The 19,147-nt window shown below is 62.3% G+C and carries 18 protein-coding genes; 14 read left to right on the forward strand and 4 right to left on the reverse strand.

Annotated features, from left to right (window positions below; genetic code table 11):
* The first annotated feature begins 3 nt into the window (after positions 1 to 3).
* Genes N436_RS20790 through N436_RS20800 form a run of 3 tightly spaced genes read left to right on the forward strand, consistent with a single transcriptional unit; the run spans position 4 to position 3,297 of the window.
* Positions 4 to 1,251, forward strand: coding sequence for an NAD(P)/FAD-dependent oxidoreductase (locus N436_RS20790; protein ID WP_110741843.1), 1,248 nt, complete (start codon positions 4 to 6; stop codon positions 1,249 to 1,251).
* Positions 1,248 to 2,060, forward strand: a complete 813-nt coding sequence (locus tag N436_RS20795; RefSeq protein ID WP_105948720.1) for a DUF1365 domain-containing protein — start codon at positions 1,248 to 1,250, stop codon at positions 2,058 to 2,060. The genes N436_RS20790 and N436_RS20795 overlap by 4 nt, the downstream gene beginning before the upstream one ends.
* Positions 2,035 to 3,297: a cyclopropane-fatty-acyl-phospholipid synthase family protein gene (locus N436_RS20800; RefSeq protein WP_110741844.1), complete on the forward strand. Its 1,263-nt coding sequence runs from the start codon at positions 2,035 to 2,037 to the stop codon at positions 3,295 to 3,297. The genes N436_RS20795 and N436_RS20800 overlap by 26 nt, the downstream gene beginning before the upstream one ends.
* A gap of 7 nt (positions 3,298 to 3,304) precedes the next feature.
* Here the strand turns inward: N436_RS20800 and N436_RS20805 are convergent, their stop codons facing one another.
* Positions 3,305 to 4,189: a LysR family transcriptional regulator gene (locus N436_RS20805; RefSeq protein WP_110741845.1), complete on the reverse strand. Its 885-nt coding sequence runs from the start codon at positions 4,187 to 4,189 to the stop codon at positions 3,305 to 3,307.
* 146 nt (positions 4,190 to 4,335) lie between these two features.
* Here N436_RS20805 and N436_RS20810 point away from each other — a divergent pair, with 146 nt between their 5' ends.
* A complete protein-coding gene (locus tag N436_RS20810) occupies positions 4,336 to 5,355 on the forward strand; it encodes an alpha/beta hydrolase (RefSeq protein ID WP_019099485.1) in 1,020 nt (339 codons plus the stop codon).
* Between the two features lie 40 nt (positions 5,356 to 5,395).
* Here the strand turns inward: N436_RS20810 and N436_RS20815 are convergent, their stop codons facing one another.
* Positions 5,396 to 5,782 carry a hypothetical protein gene (locus tag N436_RS20815; protein WP_232888342.1) on the reverse strand — a complete coding sequence of 129 codons (387 nt, stop codon included), beginning with the start codon at positions 5,780 to 5,782 and terminating at the stop codon, positions 5,396 to 5,398.
* A gap of 253 nt (positions 5,783 to 6,035) precedes the next feature.
* Here N436_RS20815 and N436_RS20820 point away from each other — a divergent pair, with 253 nt between their 5' ends.
* Positions 6,036 to 6,758 carry a pirin family protein gene (locus N436_RS20820; protein WP_110741846.1) on the forward strand — a complete coding sequence of 241 codons (723 nt, stop codon included), beginning with the start codon at positions 6,036 to 6,038 and terminating at the stop codon, positions 6,756 to 6,758.
* Positions 6,759 to 6,872: 114 nt separating this feature from the next.
* Here the strand turns inward: N436_RS20820 and N436_RS20825 are convergent, their stop codons facing one another.
* Entirely contained in the window at positions 6,873 to 7,166 is a 294-nt protein-coding gene (locus tag N436_RS20825) for a DUF1330 domain-containing protein (protein ID WP_110741847.1), read from the reverse strand.
* A 79-nt stretch (positions 7,167 to 7,245) separates the two neighbouring features.
* Here N436_RS20825 and ribBA point away from each other — a divergent pair, with 79 nt between their 5' ends.
* The 8 genes from ribBA (at position 7,246) to N436_RS20865 (ending at position 16,682) form a co-directional block, all read left to right on the forward strand.
* A complete protein-coding gene (gene ribBA, locus N436_RS20830; protein ID WP_110741848.1) occupies positions 7,246 to 8,367 on the forward strand; it encodes a bifunctional 3,4-dihydroxy-2-butanone-4-phosphate synthase/GTP cyclohydrolase II in 1,122 nt (373 codons plus the stop codon).
* Between the two features lie 263 nt (positions 8,368 to 8,630).
* The gene (locus N436_RS20835) at positions 8,631 to 9,656 is read left to right on the forward strand and encodes an ABC transporter substrate-binding protein (RefSeq protein WP_060497215.1); all 1,026 of its coding nucleotides are present in this window, start codon (positions 8,631 to 8,633) and stop codon (positions 9,654 to 9,656) included.
* Positions 9,653 to 10,570: an ABC transporter permease gene (locus tag N436_RS20840; RefSeq protein ID WP_105948727.1), complete on the forward strand. Its 918-nt coding sequence runs from the start codon at positions 9,653 to 9,655 to the stop codon at positions 10,568 to 10,570. Before N436_RS20835 ends, N436_RS20840 begins: the two co-directional genes overlap by 4 nt.
* Before the next feature lie 6 nt (positions 10,571 to 10,576).
* Positions 10,577 to 11,386, forward strand: coding sequence for an ABC transporter permease (locus N436_RS20845; protein ID WP_010954645.1), 810 nt, complete (start codon positions 10,577 to 10,579; stop codon positions 11,384 to 11,386).
* 19 nt (positions 11,387 to 11,405) lie between these two features.
* Entirely contained in the window at positions 11,406 to 12,554 is a 1,149-nt protein-coding gene (locus N436_RS20850; RefSeq protein ID WP_110741849.1) for an ABC transporter ATP-binding protein, read from the forward strand.
* Positions 12,555 to 12,652: 98 nt separating this feature from the next.
* Positions 12,653 to 13,960, forward strand: coding sequence for a substrate-binding domain-containing protein (locus N436_RS20855; protein ID WP_110741850.1), 1,308 nt, complete (start codon positions 12,653 to 12,655; stop codon positions 13,958 to 13,960).
* Between the two features lie 166 nt (positions 13,961 to 14,126).
* Entirely contained in the window at positions 14,127 to 15,188 is a 1,062-nt protein-coding gene (locus N436_RS20860; protein ID WP_110741851.1) for a TerC family protein, read from the forward strand.
* 141 nt (positions 15,189 to 15,329) lie between these two features.
* Positions 15,330 to 16,682, forward strand: a complete 1,353-nt coding sequence (locus N436_RS20865) for an SPFH domain-containing protein (protein WP_110741852.1) — start codon at positions 15,330 to 15,332, stop codon at positions 16,680 to 16,682.
* A 130-nt stretch (positions 16,683 to 16,812) separates the two neighbouring features.
* Here the strand turns inward: N436_RS20865 and N436_RS20870 are convergent, their stop codons facing one another.
* Complete coding sequence (locus N436_RS20870; protein WP_019099496.1) at positions 16,813 to 18,045, reverse strand: acyl-CoA dehydrogenase; 1,233 nt, start codon at positions 18,043 to 18,045, stop codon at positions 16,813 to 16,815.
* 140 nt (positions 18,046 to 18,185) lie between these two features.
* Here N436_RS20870 and N436_RS20875 point away from each other — a divergent pair, with 140 nt between their 5' ends.
* Entirely contained in the window at positions 18,186 to 19,112 is a 927-nt protein-coding gene (locus N436_RS20875) for a LysR family transcriptional regulator (RefSeq protein ID WP_110741853.1), read from the forward strand.
* Positions 19,113 to 19,147: the final 35 nt, after the last annotated feature.

Below are 19,147 nucleotides of genomic sequence, written 5' to 3' on the forward strand. Positions count from 1 at the left end.
CCCATGCGCATCGCGATCATCGGCACCGGCATTGCCGGCCTCACCTGCGCCCACCTGCTGTCACGCCGAAACGAGGTCACGGTGTTCGAGGCAGCGCAGCGGGTTGGCGGGCATACCCATACCGTGGATGTGCACTGGCAGGGCCAACACTATGCCGTCGATACCGGCTTCATCGTGTTCAACGACTGGACCTACCCGCACTTCATCCGCCTGCTCACGCAGTTGGGCGTCGCCTGGCGGCCGACGGAAATGAGCTTTTCGGTGCATGACCCGCGCACGGGGTTCGAGTACAACGGCCACGACCTGGACACCCTGTTCGCCCAACGGCGCAACCTGTTGTCTGCGGGCTTCTGGGGCATGCTGCGCGATGTGCTGCGCTTCAACCGGCAGGCGCCAGCCGACCTGGCTCGGCAGCGCATCGATGGCACCACCACCCTTGGCGACTACCTGCAAGCCCAAGGCTATGGCCGGCGTTTCATCGACCATTACATCGTGCCGATGGGGGCGGCTATCTGGTCGATGTCACCCACCGGCATGCTGGACTTCCCCTTGCAGTTCTTCGTGCGCTTCTGTCAAAACCACGGTTTGCTGTCGGTCAACCATCGCCCGCAATGGCAGGTGATCGAAGGGGGCTCGCGCGCCTACCTCACGCCCCTGTGCAAACCGTTTGCCGAGCGGATTCGCCTGGGCTGCCCGGTACAACAGGTAAAACGTGACGTAAGCGGCGTCACGGTTACCTGGCCAGGCAGCAGCGAACGCTTCGACAAAGTCGTGTTCGCCTGCCACAGCGACCAGGCCCTGGCCCTGCTGGCACCGCCCAGCGAAGCAGAACGCGCCATACTGGGGGCCATCCGCTACGCCAGCAACGATGTGGTGCTGCACACCGACTCGCGCCTGCTGCCCCAACGGCGTAAAGCATGGGCCAGCTGGAACTACCGCCTGGGCGACAACGCGCAGGCGACCGCCGCACTGACCTACAACATGAACATCCTCCAGGGCATCCAGGCACCGGCCACGTTTTGCGTCAGCCTCAACCAGACGGCACTTGTGGACCCGACACAGGTACTCGCCCGCTTCGACTACGCGCACCCGCAATACAGCCTGGCCGCGCTGGCGGCACAGGCCCGCCAACACGAACTGCAAGGGCCATTGCACAGCTATTACTGCGGCGCTTACTGGGCCAACGGCTTTCACGAAGACGGTGTGCTGAGCGCGCTGTGCGTGGCCCGGCATTTTGGAGAACAGCTGTGAACAGCAGCCTGTGCCAAGGGTGGGTCAGCCACAAGCGCCTGAGCCCAAGGCCGCATGCGTTTCGCTATCGGGTTGGCATGTTCTACCTGGACCTGAACGAACAACAGCAGCTGCTGAGCCTGTGTCGCTGGCTTGGGCGCTCACGGCTGGCGCCCCTGTGCTGGCGCGAAACCGACTACCTGCCAGCGCTGACCCGCCAAGGTAAACCCTTGGCCGAAGCCGCCCGGCAACTGGTCGGCCAAGCCATTGGCCAGGTGCCCGAAGGCGCCGTGCACCTGCTTACCCAACCGCGCTGCTGGGGGTTGTCCTTCAACCCGGTGAGCACCTACTTCTGCCATGACCAACAGGGCCAGCTGATAGCCGTGCTGCTGGAGGTACGCAACACCCCATGGCGTGAACGCTTCCACTATGTGCTGCCGGTTGAGGGTGGCCTGGCGCAACCCTTTTCCGTGGCCAAGGCCTTTCATGTTTCGCCGTTCATGCCGCTGGACATGGAGTACCGCCTGCGCTTCGTCCTCGATGCACAGCGGGTGCGCATCCACATGGAAAACTGGCGCGCCGGGTACAAGGTGTTCGAAGCCGACCTGGCGCTGCTACGCCAGCCGCTGGACCGCGCCGGCTTGCAGCGGCACATCCTCACCTTCCCCTGGATGAGCCTGCGCACCCTCACCGGCATTTACTGGCAGGCACTGCGCCTGCTGCTCAAGCGCACGCCCGTGCACGACCACATTGCCAGCCAGCACGATCTGGCACTCGGCCAACCCACATGCGAGGAGCCCGACCATGCCCGAACCGACCTTGAGCGTTAGCAAATCGACCAGCATTGCCCCACTGCTCGGCAGCCTGGCCAAACATGCAGTGCTCGCACAATTGCGCCAGTTGCGCCATGGCAATTTGCGCCTGATCAGCCAAGGCCAGCAATGGACATTCGGCGACGTCGCCAGCCGGCTGTATGCAGAAGTCGAGGTCGTAGACGAGGCGGCTTGGGGCCTGGTCGCCGGCAATGGCTCGATTGGTGCCGGGGAAGGCTATATCCACGGTTACTGGCGCAGCCCGGACCTTGCCGCAGTCACCCGTCTGTTCGTGGCCAATCTGGATGTGCTGGATGCCATGGAGGGCGGCCTGGCACGCCTGGCGCGTCCGGCTCTGCGCCTGCTGCACCGCCTGAACCGCAACAGCCGGCGCGGCGCACGGCGCAATATCCTGGCGCACTACGACCTGGGCAACGACCTGTTCGAGCGCCTGCTCGACCCCACCATGATGTACTCCGCCGCGCAGTTCGACAGCCCGGCGCAAACGCTGGAACAAGCCCAGACCAACAAGCTGCAGCGCATTTGCCAAAAGCTCGAGCTCAAGCCCGAGGACCACTTGCTGGAAATCGGCAGCGGGTGGGGCAGCCTGGCCATCCACGCCGCCCGGCAGTATGGCTGCCGGGTCACCACCACCACCCTCTCGGCGGCGCAGCACGCCCACACTCTGCAGCGGGTAAAGGCCCTGGGCCTGGAGCAGCGCATCACCGTGCTGCACGAAGACTACCGCGACCTGCGTGGGCGTTTCGACAAGCTGGTGTCGATCGAGATGATCGAAGCCGTCGGCCACCGCTACTTGCCCACGTACTTTCGCCAATGCGCTTCGCTGCTCAAGGACGACGGGCTGATGCTGGTGCAGGCCATTACCATCCGCGACCAGCGCTACGCCCAGGCCAGGCGTTCAGTGGATTTCATCCAGCGCTACATTTTCCCCGGCGGCGCCTTGCCCTCGCTGAGCGTGCTGCTGGATACCGCCAGCCGCCAGACCGCCCTGAACCTTGTGCACCTGGAAGACTTTGGCCAGGACTATGCGCGCACCCTGCGCCACTGGCGCGACAACCTGCGGTCGGCGCGTGCGGAGCTGATGGCGCTGGGGTATGACGATACCTTCCAGCGCTTGTGGGAGTTCTACCTGTGCTATTGCCAGGGCGGTTTCGAGGAGCGGACCATCGGCGTGGCCCAATTGCTCTGGGCCGCACCGCAGGCGCGTCGGGCACCGCTGCTGGACCGGTGCTGACGCAAGCCTACAGTTGCACCAGCCGCTCACGCAGAAAATCGACAAACCCCTGTACCGGCCGGGCCACCTGACGGTGTTGCGGATACACCGCCGATAGCTGCAATGCCGGTGGCGTCCAGTCTTCCAGCACACTCAACAGCCGCCCGGCCGCCACCGCCTGCCCCACGATGAAGGTCGGCAGATACGTCACCCCCATCCCGGCGATGGCTGCATCCCGGAGCAACTCACCGTTGTTGGCACGCATTCGCCCGGCCACCTGAATCGCCTGCGCTTTGCTGCCCTGGCGAAACTGCCACTGCACCTGACGCGAATGCCCATAAGGCAGGCAGTCGTGCCCTGCCAGTTCATCCGGTGCTGTCGGCACGCCCCGCGCTTGCAGGTAATCCGGGCTCGCACAGTACACCCGCTCGACACTGGCAATGCGCCGCGCAATCAGGCTGGAATCCTCCAGCGCGCCAATGCGCAGAGCCAGGTCGTAACCCTCGCCGATCAGGTCGACGGCCCGGTCACTCAGGTCTACCTCCACATCCACCAGAGGGTGCAATTGCAGGAACTCGGTCAGCAGGCAACCCAGGTGCGCCATGGCAAACGACAGTGGCGCGCTCAGGCGCAAGGTGCCACGCAAAGCCTGGGCCTGGCCGCTGATGTCGTGCTCCACCTGCTGCACTTCACCCAGCAGGCGCAGGGCCGACTGGTAGTAGTGCTGGCCCAGCGGCGTGGCGTCCAGCCGCCGGGTAGAGCGGTTCAGCAGGCGCACGCCAAGACGCTCTTCAAGCTGCATCAGGCGCCGGCTGACCGATTGCTTGGACATCCCCAGGCGGTCGGCGGCGGCGGTGAAACTGCCGGCTTCCATGACCTGGGCAAAGATCCGCATGTCTTCGTAAGGGTTCATTGTCTCGCTCTTGGTGACAGTCAAACGCTTTATAGCGGCTTTTTCCCATCAGCGCATCTCCCTAATCTACGCACAGGTCGCAGCGATGGCCCAGCAGGCCAGGCAAGACGCCCATTACCAACACTTGCATAGAAAAGGATTCGCTCATGAACATTGTCCACAAAGCCCTCACCGCTTCCCTTCTGGCCCTGTCCGTCTCCAGCGCCTTCGCCGCTGGCAGCCCAGGTGTCGAGCAACACACCCAGGCCTTCCTCCAAGCCCTGGAGCAAGGCGGCGGCAAGCCACTGGAGCAACTCAGCCCGAAAGACGCCCGCGCAGTGCTCACCGGCGCCCAGGCTTCGGTCAAAGTCGACCTCTCCGGTATCGAGGTAAAGGAGCGCACCATCCAGGCAAACGGCGAGTCGATCAAGCTGCAAGTGGTGCGCCCGGCCAACGTCAAGGGCGACCTGCCGGTGTTCATGTTCTTCCACGGTGGCGGCTGGGTACTCGGTGACTTCCCGACCCACCAGCGACTGATCCGCGACCTGGTGGTCGGCTCCGGCGCGGTGGCGGTTTATGTGGACTACACCCCCTCGCCAGAAGCGCACTACCCGACGGCGATCAACCAGGCCTATGCCGCCACCCGCTGGGTGGCCGAGCATGGCAAGGAAATCGGCGTTGACGGCAAACGTCTGGCCGTAGCCGGCAACAGCGTGGGCGGTAACATGGCTGCGGTGGTAGCACTCAAGGCCAAAGAAGCCGGCACCCCTGCCCTGCGCTTCCAGCTGCTGCTGTGGCCGGTGACCGATGCCAGCTTCGAGACGGCATCGTACAAACAGTTTGCCGAAGGGCACTTCCTGACCACCGGGATGATGAAATGGTTCTGGGACAACTACACCACCGATGCCAAGGCACGGGACCAAATCTACGCCTCGCCGCTGCGGGCCAGCAGTGAACAGCTGAAAGGGTTGCCGCCAGCACTGGTGCAGACCGCCGAATTCGATGTGCTGCGCGATGAGGGTGAAGCGTATGCCCGCAAGCTGAATGCGGCCGGCGTGACCGTGACTTCGGTGCGCTACAACGGGATGATTCATGACTATGGGCTGTTGAACCCGTTGAGCCAGGTGCCGGCGGTGAAGGCGGCGATGAGGCAGGCGGGTACCGAACTTAAAGTGCATCTGCAGTGAGTCGATAAGCAAAAGACCCGCCTAGGCGGGTCTTTTGCTTCTATTGCGGAAATGGCCCGCAGGCTTCAATGAATCTGCCATCGGTGCGGCTATCTATGGCACCGTCCGCCCCGATGTAGATATCGATCCTGGGCCACTTGGGTTTGGCCCGAATGCAGTGCCACTTTCCACGGTTGTTCCAATCTAGCTGCATGAAAAATTGGTCGTTCGGGAAGATGTGACCGGGGCCGCCGGTGGTTTCGCCTGGGTATATCTCACCTTTTGAAATGTCATCTTGAACATTCAAGATATATCCAAGACGCCCCTGGCCCTTGTCAGAAAAATGAAAACTTACCCAGGGTGTAGCGACATACCAAAAGACGATTGGGGCAAGCATTATCGCGACCACCCAGCGCCAGAAATGCCGTTCCTGGTGACTAGCAGACATAGTCACACAATCTCCTGAGACCTTAAAACCCAGAAGCTAGCATTAAAATGCCCCCCTCAAACCGCACACCGTTCAGTCGAGACCAATCCTACAACCGCTGAAAAAAAGACCGTAAGAGTCGTCCTACAATTGTCACTAAAAACAATACAGTAATACTTGTTCTAGCTAATTTTTATATCGCAATAGTGACAGTAAGATCCTCCCATCAACAGCACGGCAGCCCTCCCGGCCCCGGCTTTCAAGGAGAATCACCATGCTCACCCTACGCAACGCCCAAGACCGTGGCCTGGCCTTCCATGGCTGGTTGAAGTCCTTCCACACCTTCTCGTTCGGCCATTACCGCAACCCGGACGAGCAAGGTTTCTCCGACCTGCTGGTGATCAACGACGACCGCGTCATCGCCGGCAAGGGCTTTGGTCAACACCCTCACCGCGACATGGAAATTTTCAGCTACGTGCTGGAAGGCGCGCTGGAGCACAAGGACACGCTGGGTACCGGCTCGGTGATACGCCCGGGCGATGTACAACTGATGAGCGCAGGCCACGGCGTGGCCCATAGCGAGTTCAACCACAGCCAGACGCAGCCGGTGCACTTTCTGCAGATCTGGATCGTGCCGAACGTGCAAGGCGCAACACCGCGTTACCAGCAACAGCATTTCAGCGCCGAGGAAAAGCGCGGCAAGCTACGCCTGATCATCTCGCCGGACGGTGCCGAGGGGTCGTTGCAGGTCAGGCAGAATGCGCGGGTGTATGCCGGTTTGTTCGACGGTGACGAACGCGCCACGCTGACCTTGCCGGAAAACCGCCATGCCTATGTGCATGTGGCCCGGGGCAGCATCGAGCTCAATGGGCAACTGCTGAATGAAGGGGATGGCGTGCGGGTCAGGCAGGAACAGGTACTTGAGCTGGGCAATGGGGTAGATGCCGAGGTGCTGGTGTTTGACCTGCGTCCGCATGAATTGCCAGGTATGCCATAAACAGGACCGGCCCTTTCGCGGGTAAACCCGCTCCCACAGGTACACCACAGAATTCGAAATCTGTGGTGTACCTGTGGGAGCGGGTTTACCCGCGAAAGGGCCATCAGCCCAAACTCAGGGTTCAAACCCTTCGACAATGATCACCTCTGCCTTCGCCACGCCCTGACGATGGCTGCAGGCCTCCTGATACAGCTCAGACCGGTAGCACGCCACTGCCTGCTCGTACGAATCGAACTCGATCACCACGCTACGCTGAGGGGTAGGCCGCCCTTCCATCGCCTCGCTGCGCCCGCCACGGGCCAGGAAGCGGCCGCCGAACGCCTTGAAGACAGCCGGGGCGCGCTGGGTGTACTGCTGGTATTGCTCGGGGTCGGTCACGTCCACATGGGCGATCCAATAGGCCTTCATGCGCTGCTCTCCTGTAACGGCGATATTTGTGTATGATGGTATACCATAAAAATCACCCCCACCACAGTGAGCGTGCAACATGGCTTTCAACACCATCGAGGAACTTCTCGAGGACTACCGGCAAGGCAAGATGGTCCTGCTGGTGGATGACGAGGACCGGGAAAACGAAGGCGACCTGCTGATCGCCGCCGAGCGTTGCGACGCCCAGGCCATCAACTTCATGGCCCGTGAAGCACGTGGCCTGATCTGCCTGACCCTGACCGACGAACACTGCCAGCGCTTGGGCCTGGAGCAGATGGTGCCGGCCAATGGCAGCGTGTTCAGCACAGCGTTTACCGTGTCGATCGAAGCGGCCACTGGCGTCACTACCGGCATTTCCGCCGCCGACCGGGCACGCACCGTGGCCGCGGCCATGGCCCGTGATGCCCGCCCCGAAGACCTGGTGCAACCCGGCCACATTTTCCCCCTGCGCGCCCGCGAAGGCGGCGTGCTGACCCGTGCCGGCCACACCGAAGCCGGCTGCGACCTGGCCCGCCTGGCCGGCTTCAGCCCGGCCTCGGTGATTGTCGAAGTGCTCAACGACGACGGCACCATGGCCCGCCGCCCGGACCTTGAAGTGTTCGCCGCGCAGCATGGCATCAAGATCGGCACCATCGCCGACCTGATCCACTACCGCCTGAGCACCGAGCAAACCATCAAGCGCATCGGTGAACGCGAGCTGCCGACCGTGCATGGCACCTTCCGCCTGGTCACCTATGAAGACCGCATCGAAGGCGGCGTGCACATGGCCATGGTCATGGGTGATATCCGCCGCGAGCTGCCGACCTTGGTGCGGGTGCATGTGATCGACCCGCTGCGCGACCTGGTAGGTGCCGAATACGCCGGGCCAGCCAACTGGACGTTATGGGCGGCCTTGCAGAAGGTGGCCGAGGAAGGGGCTGGCGTAGTGGTGATCCTGGCCAACCATGAATCCTCCCAAGCCCTGCTGGAGCGCGTGCCGCAGTTGACCCAGCCGGTGCGCCCTTATCAGCGCGGGCAATCGAAGGTGTACTCCGAAGTGGGCACCGGAGCACAGATTCTGCAGGACCTGGGCGTGGGCAAGCTGCGCCATCTGGGGCCTCCGCTGAAGTATGCCGGGCTGGCGGGGTATGAACTGGAGGTGGTGCAGAGCATTCCGTTCGAGCCCGGGATGCTCGGCTGAAAACACATAAGCATCTGATTTGGCGGGGCCCTGCGGGGCCCCGCAGCGTTTCTGAACGGGCGGAGTGATGGCCGGTCGCCTCATACCTCTTGCCAAAAGTTTGGAATACCATAATATGATATCCCGTAGACCTTGAATCTGCAGGCCGGCACCTACAATTACAAACGGCCACCCAGACACTTTGTTTTAGCTGCTCCCCGAACACTGTTGGCGGGCGCATCACAAGCCCCGCCTCGAATAACAAAAGCAACGAGGGCGTAACCATGCTGTTGAGCAAACGTGTAACCGCAGTGCTGTCCGCCAGCCTGCTGACCCTGGCCTGTCAAGCCGCCGTGGCCGCTGACAGCCTGAATTTCGTCAGCTGGGGCGGTACCACCCAGGACGCCCAGAAAGAAGCGTGGGCCGTCCCCTTCACCAAAGCCACCGACATCAAAGTCGTCCAGGACGGCCCCACCGACTACGGCAAGCTCAAGGCCATGGTCGAAAGCGGCAACGTGCAGTGGGACGTGGTCGATGTCGAAGCCGACTTTGCCCTGCGTGCCGCCAGCGAAGGCCTGCTGGAACCCCTCGATTTCAACCAGATCAAACGTGACAAGATCGACCCGCGTTTCGTTTCCGACCACGGCGTTGGCTCGTTCTTCTTCTCCTTCGTGCTGGGCTACAACGAAGGCAAGCTCGGTGCCAACAAGCCTGTGGACTGGACCGCGCTGTTCGACACCAAGACCTACCCCGGCAAACGCGCCCTGTACAAATGGCCGAGCCCTGGCGTGCTGGAACTGGCCCTGCTGGCCGACGGCGTAGCGCCCGACAAGCTGTACCCGCTGGACCTGGACCGCGCCTTCAAGAAACTCGACACCATCAAGAAAGACATCGTCTGGTGGGGCGGCGGCGCCCAGTCGCAACAGCTGCTGGCCTCGGGTGAGGCTTCGCTCGGCCAGTTCTGGAACGGCCGCGTCTACGCCCTGCAGCAAGATGGCGCACCAGTGGGCGTGAGCTGGAAACAGAACCTGGTCATGGCCGACTTCCTGGTCATTCCCAAAGGCGCCAAGAACAAGGACGCGGCCATGAAGTTCCTGGCCAACGCCAGCAGCGCCGAAGGCCAGGCCGAGTTCGCCAACAAGACCGCCTACGCGCCAGTGAACGTCGACAGCGTGGCCAAGCTGAACAAAGACCTCGCACCGAACCTGCCCACTGCCTACGCCCAGGACCAGGTCACCCTGGACTTCGCCTACTGGGCCAAGAACGGCCAGGCCATCGCGGCCCGCTGGAATGAGTGGTTGGTCAAATGAAAGTCGCCATCAACGCCCTGCATAACGCGCAAGGTGCCCCCACGGGCACCGGCGCCTCGGGTACAACACCCCGCCGCGCCAGTCTGAGCCAGCGCTGGAAGGGCAGCCGCAACCTGCTGCCGGCCCTGCTGTTCCTTGGCCTGTTCTTCTTCGCCCCGCTGGTCGGCCTGTTGCTGCGCGGGGTGCTGGAGCCAACGCCGGGGCTGGGCAACTACGAGCAGTTGTTCGCCAACTCGGCCTACGCACGGGTGCTGTTCAACACCTTCTCGGTGGCCGGTGTGGTGACCCTGATCAGCGTGCTGCTGGGCTTTCCGCTGGCCTGGGCGATCACGCTGGTGCCAAAAGGCTGGGGCCGCTGGTTGCTGAACATCGTGCTGCTGTCGATGTGGACCAGCCTGCTGGCACGCACCTACTCGTGGCTGGTGCTGCTGCAAAGTTCGGGGGTGATCAACAAGGCGTTGATGGCCATGGGCATCATCGATGCCCCGCTGGAAATGGTGCACAACCTCACCGGCGTGGTGATCGGCATGAGCTACATCATGATCCCGTTCATCGTGCTGCCGCTGCAGGCGACCATGCACGCCATCGACCCGATGGTGCTGCAGGCCGGTTCCATCTGCGGCGCCAGCCCGTGGACCAACTTCTGGAAGGTGTTTCTGCCGCTGTGCCGTTCGGGGCTTTTCTCCGGGGCGCTGATGGTGTTCGTGATGTCGCTCGGTTACTACGTCACCCCGGCGCTGCTGGGCGGGGCGCAGAACATGATGCTGCCCGAATTCATCATCCAGCAGGTGCAATCGTTCCTCAATTGGGGCCTGGCCAGCGCCGCCGCCGCACTGCTGGTGGTGATCACCCTGGTGCTCTTCTACCTGTACCTGAAGCTGCAGCCGGAATCCCCGGTTGGCAACGCGAGGTAAACCACCATGCTCCTGTCTCCCAATGCCATGGGCCGCCCGCTGCGCACGGGCCTGTACCTGACCACCGGGGTCATTGCGGCCTTCCTGCTGCTGCCGGTGGTGTTCATCGTGTTGCTGTCGTTCGGCTCGTCCCAGTGGCTGGTGTTCCCGCCACCGGGCTGGACCTTCAAGTGGTACGGCCAGTTCTTCTCCAACCCGGAGTGGATGGACGCCGCGCTGGCCAGCCTCAAGGTGGCCGTGCTCACCACCATTGCCGCCGTGCTGCTGGGCCTGCCCAGCGCATTCGCCCTGGTGCGTGGCCGCTTCCCGGGCCGCGAGCTGCTGTACGGGCTGTTCACCATGCCGATGATCGTGCCACTGGTGATCATCGCCGTGGCGGTGTACGCCCTGTTCCTCAAGCTCGGCTACACCGGCACGCTGTTCGCCTTCGTGGTCAGCCATGTGATCGTTGCCCTGCCCTTCACCATCATCTCGATCATCAACTCGCTGAAACTGTTCGACCAATCGATCGAGGATGCCGCGGTGATCTGCGGTGCTTCGCGCCTGCAGGCCATCTTCAAGGTCACCTTCCCGGCCATTCGCCCGGGGATGATCGCCGGCGGCCTGTTCGCCTTCCTGGTGTCGTGGGATGAAGTGGTGCTGAGTGTGATGATGGCCAGCCCCGACCTGCAGACCCTGCCAGTGAAGATGTGGACCACCCTGCGCCAGGACCTCAGCCCGGTCATCGCCGTGGCCTCGACCCTGCTGATCGGCTTGTCGCTGCTTGTGATGTTCATTGCCGCCGCCTTGCGCCGGCGCACCGAAACAAACGCCTGAGCGCGCGGAGAAAACAACAATGAGTGCAGTGATCAAAGACAACGCGCCAGGCAAGACCCTGGTCAGCCTGCGCGGCCTGAACAAGCACTACGGCGATTTCACCGCCGTGGACAACCTCGACCTGGAAATCCAGGACGGCGAGTTCCTGACCTTCCTCGGCTCCAGCGGCTCGGGCAAATCCACCACCCTGTCGATGCTGGCCGGCTTCGAAACGCCCAGCAGCGGCGAGATCCTGGTCGATGGCCAGTCGCTGGTGAACGTGCCGCCGCACAAGCGTGATATCGGCATGGTGTTCCAGCGCTACTCGCTGTTCCCACACCTGAACGTGCGCGACAACATCGCCTTCCCGCTGGCCATTCGCAAGCTCAACGCTGCCGAAACCGCCAAGCGTGTCGATGCCATGCTCAAGCTGGTGCAACTGGAGAAGTTTGCCCACCGCAAGCCCTCGCAGATGTCCGGTGGCCAGCAGCAGCGCGTGGCGATTGCCCGGGCGCTGGTGTACGAGCCACGCATCCTGTTGATGGACGAACCGCTCGGTGCGCTGGACAAAAAGCTGCGCGAAGACCTACAGGACGAGCTGCGCCAGCTGCACCGCCGGCTGGGCATCACCATCGTCTACGTCACCCACGACCAGGAAGAAGCCATGCGCCTGTCCCAGCGCATCGCCATCTTCAGCCACGGCAAGATCGTCGGCCTGGGCACCGGTTATGACCTGTACCAGAACCCGCCGAATGCCTTTGTCGCGTCGTTCCTGGGCAACTCCAACTTCCTGCGGATCAAGGCCAGCAGCAACGGTGCGGGCAGCTTCGAGGGCCATCCGGTGGCCATTCGCCTGACGCCGGGCCTTACCGCCTCGCAGGATGCACTGATCATGGTGCGCCCGGAAAAGGCCCTGGCCTTGACCGCCGAACAGGCTGCGCGCGAGCCGCTGCCGGCGGGCTGGAACGAAGTCAGTGCCAAGGTTGGCGAAGTGCTGTTCCTGGGTGAGAGCCAGACCTGCCATGTGGTGACGGCGGGTGGCACGGAGTTGACGGTGAAAGCGCTGTCGGCTTCGGGTATGCCTATGCAACCGGGCGACAGCGTGAAAGTGCGCTGGGCGGTGGCGGATGCATGTATCTATACCGAGTGGGCCGAAAGTGATTTGAGCAAGTCGGCCGGGGCGCATTGAGATCGCGGGGGCCGTTTTGCGGCCCCTACTGACTGTCACATTATCATCACGCCACTGTCGTAATCTGCCGGCCAACTCTATGCCATAGGCCACCCGGCATGCTGCGCCTGCTTGTCTTGCTGCTCACCCTGCTACCGCTAGCGACCCTGGCCGAGCCCGCTCACCTGCGCGTCCAAGGCTCCAACACCATCGGCGCCGCCTTGCTGCCAGCACTGGTGCAGGGGCAATTGCGTGCGCAGCAAGCCACCGCCATCCAGCAGCAACCGGGCAACGTCGCCAACGAGACCGTAATCACCGCGCAGGACGATCATGGCCAGCCGGTACGCATCGATGTTGCCGCCCATGGTTCCAGCACCGGCTTCGTCGCCCTCGGCCGTGGCGACGCCGACCTGGCGGCCGCCTCGCGGCCGATCAACGACAGCGAAGTGCATCAGTTGCGCGCCCTGGGCGACCTGCGCGCTGCCAGCGCCGAACAAGTCATCGGCCTGGACGGCGTGGCGGTCATCGTCCACCCCGACAACCCGCTGCCACAACTGAACACCCAGCAACTGGCGCAGGTTTTTTCCGGGCAGATCCAGCGCTGGGAACAATTGGGCATTGCTGGCGGCGCCATCCACCTCTATGCCCGTGACGACCGCTCCGGCACCTACGAGACGTTCAAGGCGCTTGTGCTGGAGCCCCTGCACGACGAACTATCAGCCAAGGCGCGGCGCTTCGAGTCCAGCGACGAGCTGGCTTCGCAAGTAGCCACCGACCGTCAGGCCATCGGCTTCAGTAGCCTGGCTGCAGTGCACGGTGCCAAGGTGCTGGCGGTGGCCGAAGGCGACGCACCGGCCATGTTGCCAGAGCGCGCGCTGGTGGCCAGCGAAGATTACCCGCTGTCACGGCGCCTGTACTTCTACCTGCCAGCCAACCCCAAACCACAGGCCAAGGCCTTGGCCGATTTCGCCCAAAGCCCCGCAGGCCAGGCGATCGTTGCCCAGCAGGGTTTCGTGTCGCAGCAGATCAAGGCCCAGCCTGTTCCGCCCTTGTCCGATATGCCGCCACGCTATCGCACCCTGGCCCAGCAAGCGCAGCGGCTGAGCGTGAACTTCCGCTTTCAGGAAGGCAGCGCCAGCCTCGACAACAAGGCCCTGCGCGATGTGCAGCGGGTGGTCGAATACCTGCGCCAGGCCGGCAAGTTGCAGAGCAAGGCCGTGCTGGTAGGGTTTGGCGACCCCAAGGAAACGCCCGGTCGCGCAGCCCTGCTCTCCCGCCTGCGCGCCCAGGCGGTGCGCCGCGAGCTGGCACGCGATGGTGTGGAGGTGCTTGAGGTAACGGGCATGGGCGATGAACTGCCAGTGGCCGGCAATGAACTGGAGCAAGGGCGCCTGCGTAACCGTCGGGTAGAGGTGTGGGTGTATTGAAGCCGTGATTACGGCCCTGGCAAAGAAATGTAACAGCTCCCCATTCGGCATCCATGGCAAACGGGTCTAGGCTCAAGCCCATGTGATACCGGGCCCCTCTGACGGCTGCCAAGCCGCCATGTCGGATCACTGTTGCCAAGCAACGTCGACATTCAAGGAGGGGCTCATGACAGCTCTGCACGCATTCCTCACCACCCCCGTTCTCGGTACCAGCGCCTGGTTGTGGCTGGTGTTCATGGCCATCGTCATCGGTTTGCTGGTGCTCGACCTGGGCGTGCTGCACCGGCACGACCGGGAAATCGAAATGCGCGAAAGCCTGCTGCTGTATTCGGGCTATTTCAGCGTCGGTGTACTGTTCGGCGCCGGGGTCTGGTATCAGCTGGGCGCCCAGTCGGCGCTGGAGTTCTACACCGGCTTCCTGGTCGAGCAGTCGCTGTCGATGGACAACGTGTTCGTCATGGCGATGATCTTCAGCTACTTCGCCATCCCCCGCCGCTACCAGCACCGCGTACTGTTCTGGGGCATCCTGGGGGTGGTGTTCCTGCGGGCGATCATGATCGGCGTGGGCGCGGCGCTGGTGCAGAACTTTGCCTGGGTCTTGTACCTCTTCGGCGCCTTCCTGCTGTTCACCGGGGTGAAGATGGCGCTGTCGAAAGAAGACAGCCACCCGGACCTGGCCAACAACCCGATCATCAAGTTCGTACGCCGGCACATGCGGGTCACCGACCAGATCCACGGCTCGCACTTCTTCATACGCCAGACCCCGCCCGGGCACAGCAAGGCCCTGCGCTATGCCACCCCGTTGTTTCTGGCGCTGGTGCTGATCGAACTGGCCGACCTGGTGTTCGCCGTCGACAGCGTGCCGGCGATCTTCGCCATTACCCAGGACCCGTTCATCGTTTACACCTCGAACATCTTCGCCATCCTTGGGCTGCGCTCGCTGTACTTCGCGCTGTCGGCGCTGATGCACCGGTTCGTTTACCTCAAGTACGCGCTGGCGTTGGTGTTGATCTTTATTGGCTGCAAGATTTTCTACCACGGCATGGTGGGCAAGGTGCCAGCGTTGCTGTCGTTGGGGGTGACATTCGGGTTGCTGCTGGGTGGGGTGGTGGTTTCGTTGGTCAAGACCAGAGCACAGAACGTGGCAGCCGAGTCTGAGCAACCGAATCCTGTTTCGAATGCGACCATGGCACGAGAAAAAGACGAAGACCCGCAACTGCGGGTCTGAGTTGTTGTGATGCAGCCTAACGAGGGTGGATTTTTCCTAATCAATCCAACGTTTTTTCCTACGCAAGGTATGCGAGTGGTCTGATTGTGAACACAGGGACAGCTTCGCCAGCATGGTGACTTTCCGCACAAGGAGTGCTCCATGCAAAAGCTGTCTGTTCCTGACCTTTCCCAATTTCGTATCAACCGCAAGCTGGTTGCAGTCGTTGCCATCCCGATCCTGGCCGCTGGCGTACTCGCAGCAATGTTCAATGAAGTGTTTTTCTATAACGAAGCGGGTCAGATGACCCACGTACGTACGATCTTTGGCGAAGAGAAAGTGGTTGAAGACGTTGGCTACGCCACAAAATGGTTCGGCCGCAGTACAGCCTGGCGCCGTACCATCGGCGTCCAATCTTCCTTGCGCATGGACAATCCGGAAGACACCCGCGGCGGGCATCCGTCCATCACACTGGACAACCTGCCCATCGTGTTTCTGGGCAATGTCGATGCAAAGGCAGAATTCAGTACCCAGTTTCGCCTGCCTTCAGGTGAAGCCTTCTTGAAAATCGCCCAAGAGTACCGCACGCCAGACAACTTCCTGCAACGTGCATTATTGCCGGCGGTAAAGGAAACACTGCAAGCCACGGCCTCACTGATGAGTGCCGACGATTACTATGCGGGTAACCGTAGCCACTTCGGTGCCGAGTTCGAGAATCAGTTGCGCAACGGCCTGTACTTGACCAGCCGCAAGGAGATCCGCGTTCAACGTGATAATCATCCGGCCCAAACCGCGATTCTGCAGGCTGGCACCGAACAGGGTAGTTTCGGCGACAACAGCGCTACGCGTTTCGTCATCGAAAAGAAGCTCGACAAAGATGGTCGGGAGTTGCGCAAACAACAGCAATTCCGCCTGTTTGGCGTCGAAGTAGTCGACGCGCGTGTCACTCATATCGACCCTAACCCGCAGTATCAGCAACGTATGGTCCGCGTACAACAGGCGCTGGCCGAACTGGCCGTGGCTCGTCAAAACCGGCTCAAGGAAGAAGAAGAGAAGGAACTGGTCTCTGCTCGTGGTGCCAAGGACGTCGAGGCCAAACGTCAGGAAAGCCTGCGCCAGCAGATTGAACGTACCACTGAAGCCGAGACCGAGAAACAGCTTGCGCTGATCAACGCGGAACGTGAGAAGCGGCGCGCCGAGATCGACAAACAGACGGCCGAGCTGCTTCGGGACAAGGCCCGTGTCACGGCAGAAGCGACCAAGATCACGGCCGATGCCGAAGCCTACGCCCGTGAGGCCACGCTCAAGGCGGACGGCGCCCTGCAAACCAAACTGGATGCGATGGTGAAGATCAACCGGGCCTGGGCAGAGGCTGCTGCAAGGGCGCCAGTGCCGAGCGTGATGATGGGGGGCCCCGAATCAGGCATTGGGCGGCAGGATGAAATGAGCAAGCTCATGAGTGTACTGGCTACGAAGGCCGCCAAAGATCTGGTGATTGACCTGAAAACCAAGTAAGCCCTCACCGGCCTCTTCGCGGCTAAAGCCGCTCCCACAGGGATCGCGTATGCCCAAGACTTGCGCCGTGCCTGTGGGAGCGGCTTCAGCCGCGAAGAGGCCGGTACAGGCTAACAACAATCAACGCCTGTCACCGCCCGCTGGTACGCAACATCTCCACCGGCACATATTTGCCAATCTCATACTTGCCAATCGCCGCGCGGTGCACTTCATCCGGCCCGTCAGCCAGGCGCAGGGTGCGTTGCATGGCATACATGTAGGCCAGTGGGAAATCGCCGCTCACCCCTGCCCCGCCATGTATCTGGATAGCCCGGTCGATCACTTTCAAGGCCACGTTCGGCGCCACCACCTTGATCTGCGCGATCTCGCTGCGGGCCACCTTGTTGCCGACAGTGTCCATCATGTAAGCCGCTTTCAGCGTCAGCAGCCGGGCCATGTCGATCTCCATACGCGAGTCGGCAATCTTGTCGACGTTGCCACCCAGCCGTGCCAGTGGCCGGCCAAAGGCGGTGCGTTCCACCGAGCGCTTGCACATCAGTTCCAACGCACGTTCGGCCATGCCGATCGAACGCATGCAGTGGTGGATACGGCCAGGGCCAAGGCGACCCTGGGCAATCTCGAAACCGCGGCCCTCACCGAGAATCACGTTTTCATACGGCACCCGCACGTTTTCGAAGAGCACTTCGGCGTGACCGTGGGGAGCATCGTCATAGCCGAACACCGGCAGCGGGCGGACGATCTTCACACCGGGCGCATCGGTGGGTACCAGTACCATCGAGTGCTGCTGGTGGCGCGGCCCCTCAGGGTCGGACAGGCCCATGAAGATCATCACCTTGCAACGCGGGTCGCAGGCGCCGGAGGTCCACCACTTGCGGCCGTTGATCACCCACTCGTCACCGTCACGCACGGCCGTGGCGGCCATGTTGGTGGCGTCCGAGGAGGCCACGTCCGGCTCGGTCATGGCGAATGCCGAGCGGATCTCGCCGCGCAGCAGCGGCTCCAGCCACTGGCGCTTCTGTGCTTCGCTGCCATAGCGCACCAGTACTTCCATGTTGCCGGTATCCGGCGCCGAGCAGTTGAACGGCTCCGGGCCAAGCAACGAGCGGCCCATGATTTCCGCCAACGGGGCGTACTCCAGGTTGCTCAGGCCGGCGCCGTATTCCGATTCAGGCAAGAACAGGTTCCATAACCCTTCGGCGCGGGCCTTGGCCTTGAGCTCTTCCATGATTGCAGTGGGCTGCCAGCGGTCGCCCTCGGCGACCTGGCGCTCGAACACCGCTTCGGCGGGGTAGACATAGGCGTCCATGAACGCAGTGACGCGCTCGCGCAGTGCCTGGACCTTGGGCGAATAGGCGAAATCCATCGGGGCTACCTTCACGGTTCGGAGTACATGGGCCAGAGCCTAGAGCAGCATGCGCCCATCCACCTAGTCTATTTTCCGCGTGTATAAACATTCATAACCGATATATGATCGGCCAATAACTCCAACAAAGAGCGGCGCCCATGAACCTCAGCAAGGTCGACCTCAACCTGTTCATCGTGTTCGATGCGATCTACACCGAAGCCAACCTGACCCGCGCCGGGCAGATTGTAGGTATCACGCAGCCAGCGGTGTCCAACGCCCTTTCGCGGTTGCGCGAAACCTTCAACGACCCGCTGTTCGTGCGCACCGCGCAGGGCATGGTGCCCACGCCCATGGCACAGAACATCATCGGCCCGGTGCGCAACGCCCTGGCACTGTTGCGTACGTCGGTGCAGGAAAGCCGTATCTTCAACCCGCAACAAGCCAACAAGACCTTCCGCATCAGCATGACCGACCTGACCGAGGCGGTAATCCTGCCGCCGCTGTTCCAGCGCTTGCGCCGCCTGGCGCCGGCGGTGCTGATCGAGAGTTTCCTGTGCAAACGCCGCGAAACCACCAAGGAACTTGCCGCCGGCCGCCTGGACTTCGCCATCGACGCCCCGCTGAACACCGACCCGCAGGTACGCCACGTCAAGCTGATGCAAGACCGTTATGTCTGTGCCTTGCGCCAGGGCCACCCGCTGGCCGACAGCAAGCTGACCCTCGACAGTTACCTGGGCATGACCCACATCCATATCTCCAGCCGCCGTAACGGCCTGGGCTATGTCGACCTGGCGCTGGGCAAGATGGGCGTACAGCGCAAAGTAGCCTTGCGCTCACAGCACTACCTGATGGCTTCGCAGGTATTGCAGCAAACCGACATGGTGATGACCGTGCCCGAGCGCTTCGCCCGCCGCCATCAACTGCGCTATCACCCCCTTCCGGTGGAAGTACCCGCGCTCGAAACGCACCTGTACTGGCATGAAAGCACCGACCAGGACCCCGCCAACCGCTGGATGCGTGAGCAAATCACCGAACTGTGCGAACGTGTGGTGGCCGAGGAAGAAAGAGCGTCGGAGCCTGCCTGAAGATGCGCACGAAGGATCGCTCATAGCCACCACGG

Origin of the sequence: Pseudomonas sp. RV120224-01b (assembly GCF_003208145.1) — a bacterium.
In the GTDB taxonomy this organism is placed as follows: domain Bacteria; phylum Pseudomonadota; class Gammaproteobacteria; order Pseudomonadales; family Pseudomonadaceae; genus Aquipseudomonas; species Aquipseudomonas monteilii.

Bases quoted from the DNA above. Each gene is read 5' to 3' on its own strand.
- N436_RS20825 (WP_110741847.1), bottom strand. From the start codon at position 7,166: ATGAAGGCCTATTGGATCGCCCATGTGGACGTGACCGACCCCGAGCAA.
- N436_RS20800 (WP_110741844.1), top strand. From the start codon at position 2,035: ATGCCCGAACCGACCTTGAGCGTTAGCAAATCGACCAGCATTGCCCCA.
- N436_RS20855 (WP_110741850.1), top strand. From the start codon at position 12,653: ATGCTGCGCCTGCTTGTCTTGCTGCTCACCCTGCTACCGCTAGCGACC.
- N436_RS20875 (WP_110741853.1), top strand. From the start codon at position 18,186: ATGAACCTCAGCAAGGTCGACCTCAACCTGTTCATCGTGTTCGATGCG.
- N436_RS20805 (WP_110741845.1), bottom strand. From the start codon at position 4,189: ATGAACCCTTACGAAGACATGCGGATCTTTGCCCAGGTCATGGAAGCC.
- N436_RS20865 (WP_110741852.1), top strand. From the start codon at position 15,330: ATGCAAAAGCTGTCTGTTCCTGACCTTTCCCAATTTCGTATCAACCGC.
- N436_RS20790 (WP_110741843.1), top strand. From the start codon at position 4: ATGCGCATCGCGATCATCGGCACCGGCATTGCCGGCCTCACCTGCGCC.
- N436_RS20815 (WP_232888342.1), bottom strand. From the start codon at position 5,782: ATGTCTGCTAGTCACCAGGAACGGCATTTCTGGCGCTGGGTGGTCGCG.
- N436_RS20835 (WP_060497215.1), top strand. From the start codon at position 8,631: ATGCTGTTGAGCAAACGTGTAACCGCAGTGCTGTCCGCCAGCCTGCTG.
- N436_RS20870 (WP_019099496.1), bottom strand. From the start codon at position 18,045: ATGGATTTCGCCTATTCGCCCAAGGTCCAGGCACTGCGCGAGCGCGTC.
- N436_RS20810 (WP_019099485.1), top strand. From the start codon at position 4,336: ATGAACATTGTCCACAAAGCCCTCACCGCTTCCCTTCTGGCCCTGTCC.
- N436_RS20820 (WP_110741846.1), top strand. From the start codon at position 6,036: ATGCTCACCCTACGCAACGCCCAAGACCGTGGCCTGGCCTTCCATGGC.
- N436_RS20840 (WP_105948727.1), top strand. From the start codon at position 9,653: ATGAAAGTCGCCATCAACGCCCTGCATAACGCGCAAGGTGCCCCCACG.
- N436_RS20860 (WP_110741851.1), top strand. From the start codon at position 14,127: ATGACAGCTCTGCACGCATTCCTCACCACCCCCGTTCTCGGTACCAGC.
- ribBA (WP_110741848.1), top strand. From the start codon at position 7,246: ATGGCTTTCAACACCATCGAGGAACTTCTCGAGGACTACCGGCAAGGC.
- N436_RS20845 (WP_010954645.1), top strand. From the start codon at position 10,577: ATGCTCCTGTCTCCCAATGCCATGGGCCGCCCGCTGCGCACGGGCCTG.
- N436_RS20850 (WP_110741849.1), top strand. From the start codon at position 11,406: ATGAGTGCAGTGATCAAAGACAACGCGCCAGGCAAGACCCTGGTCAGC.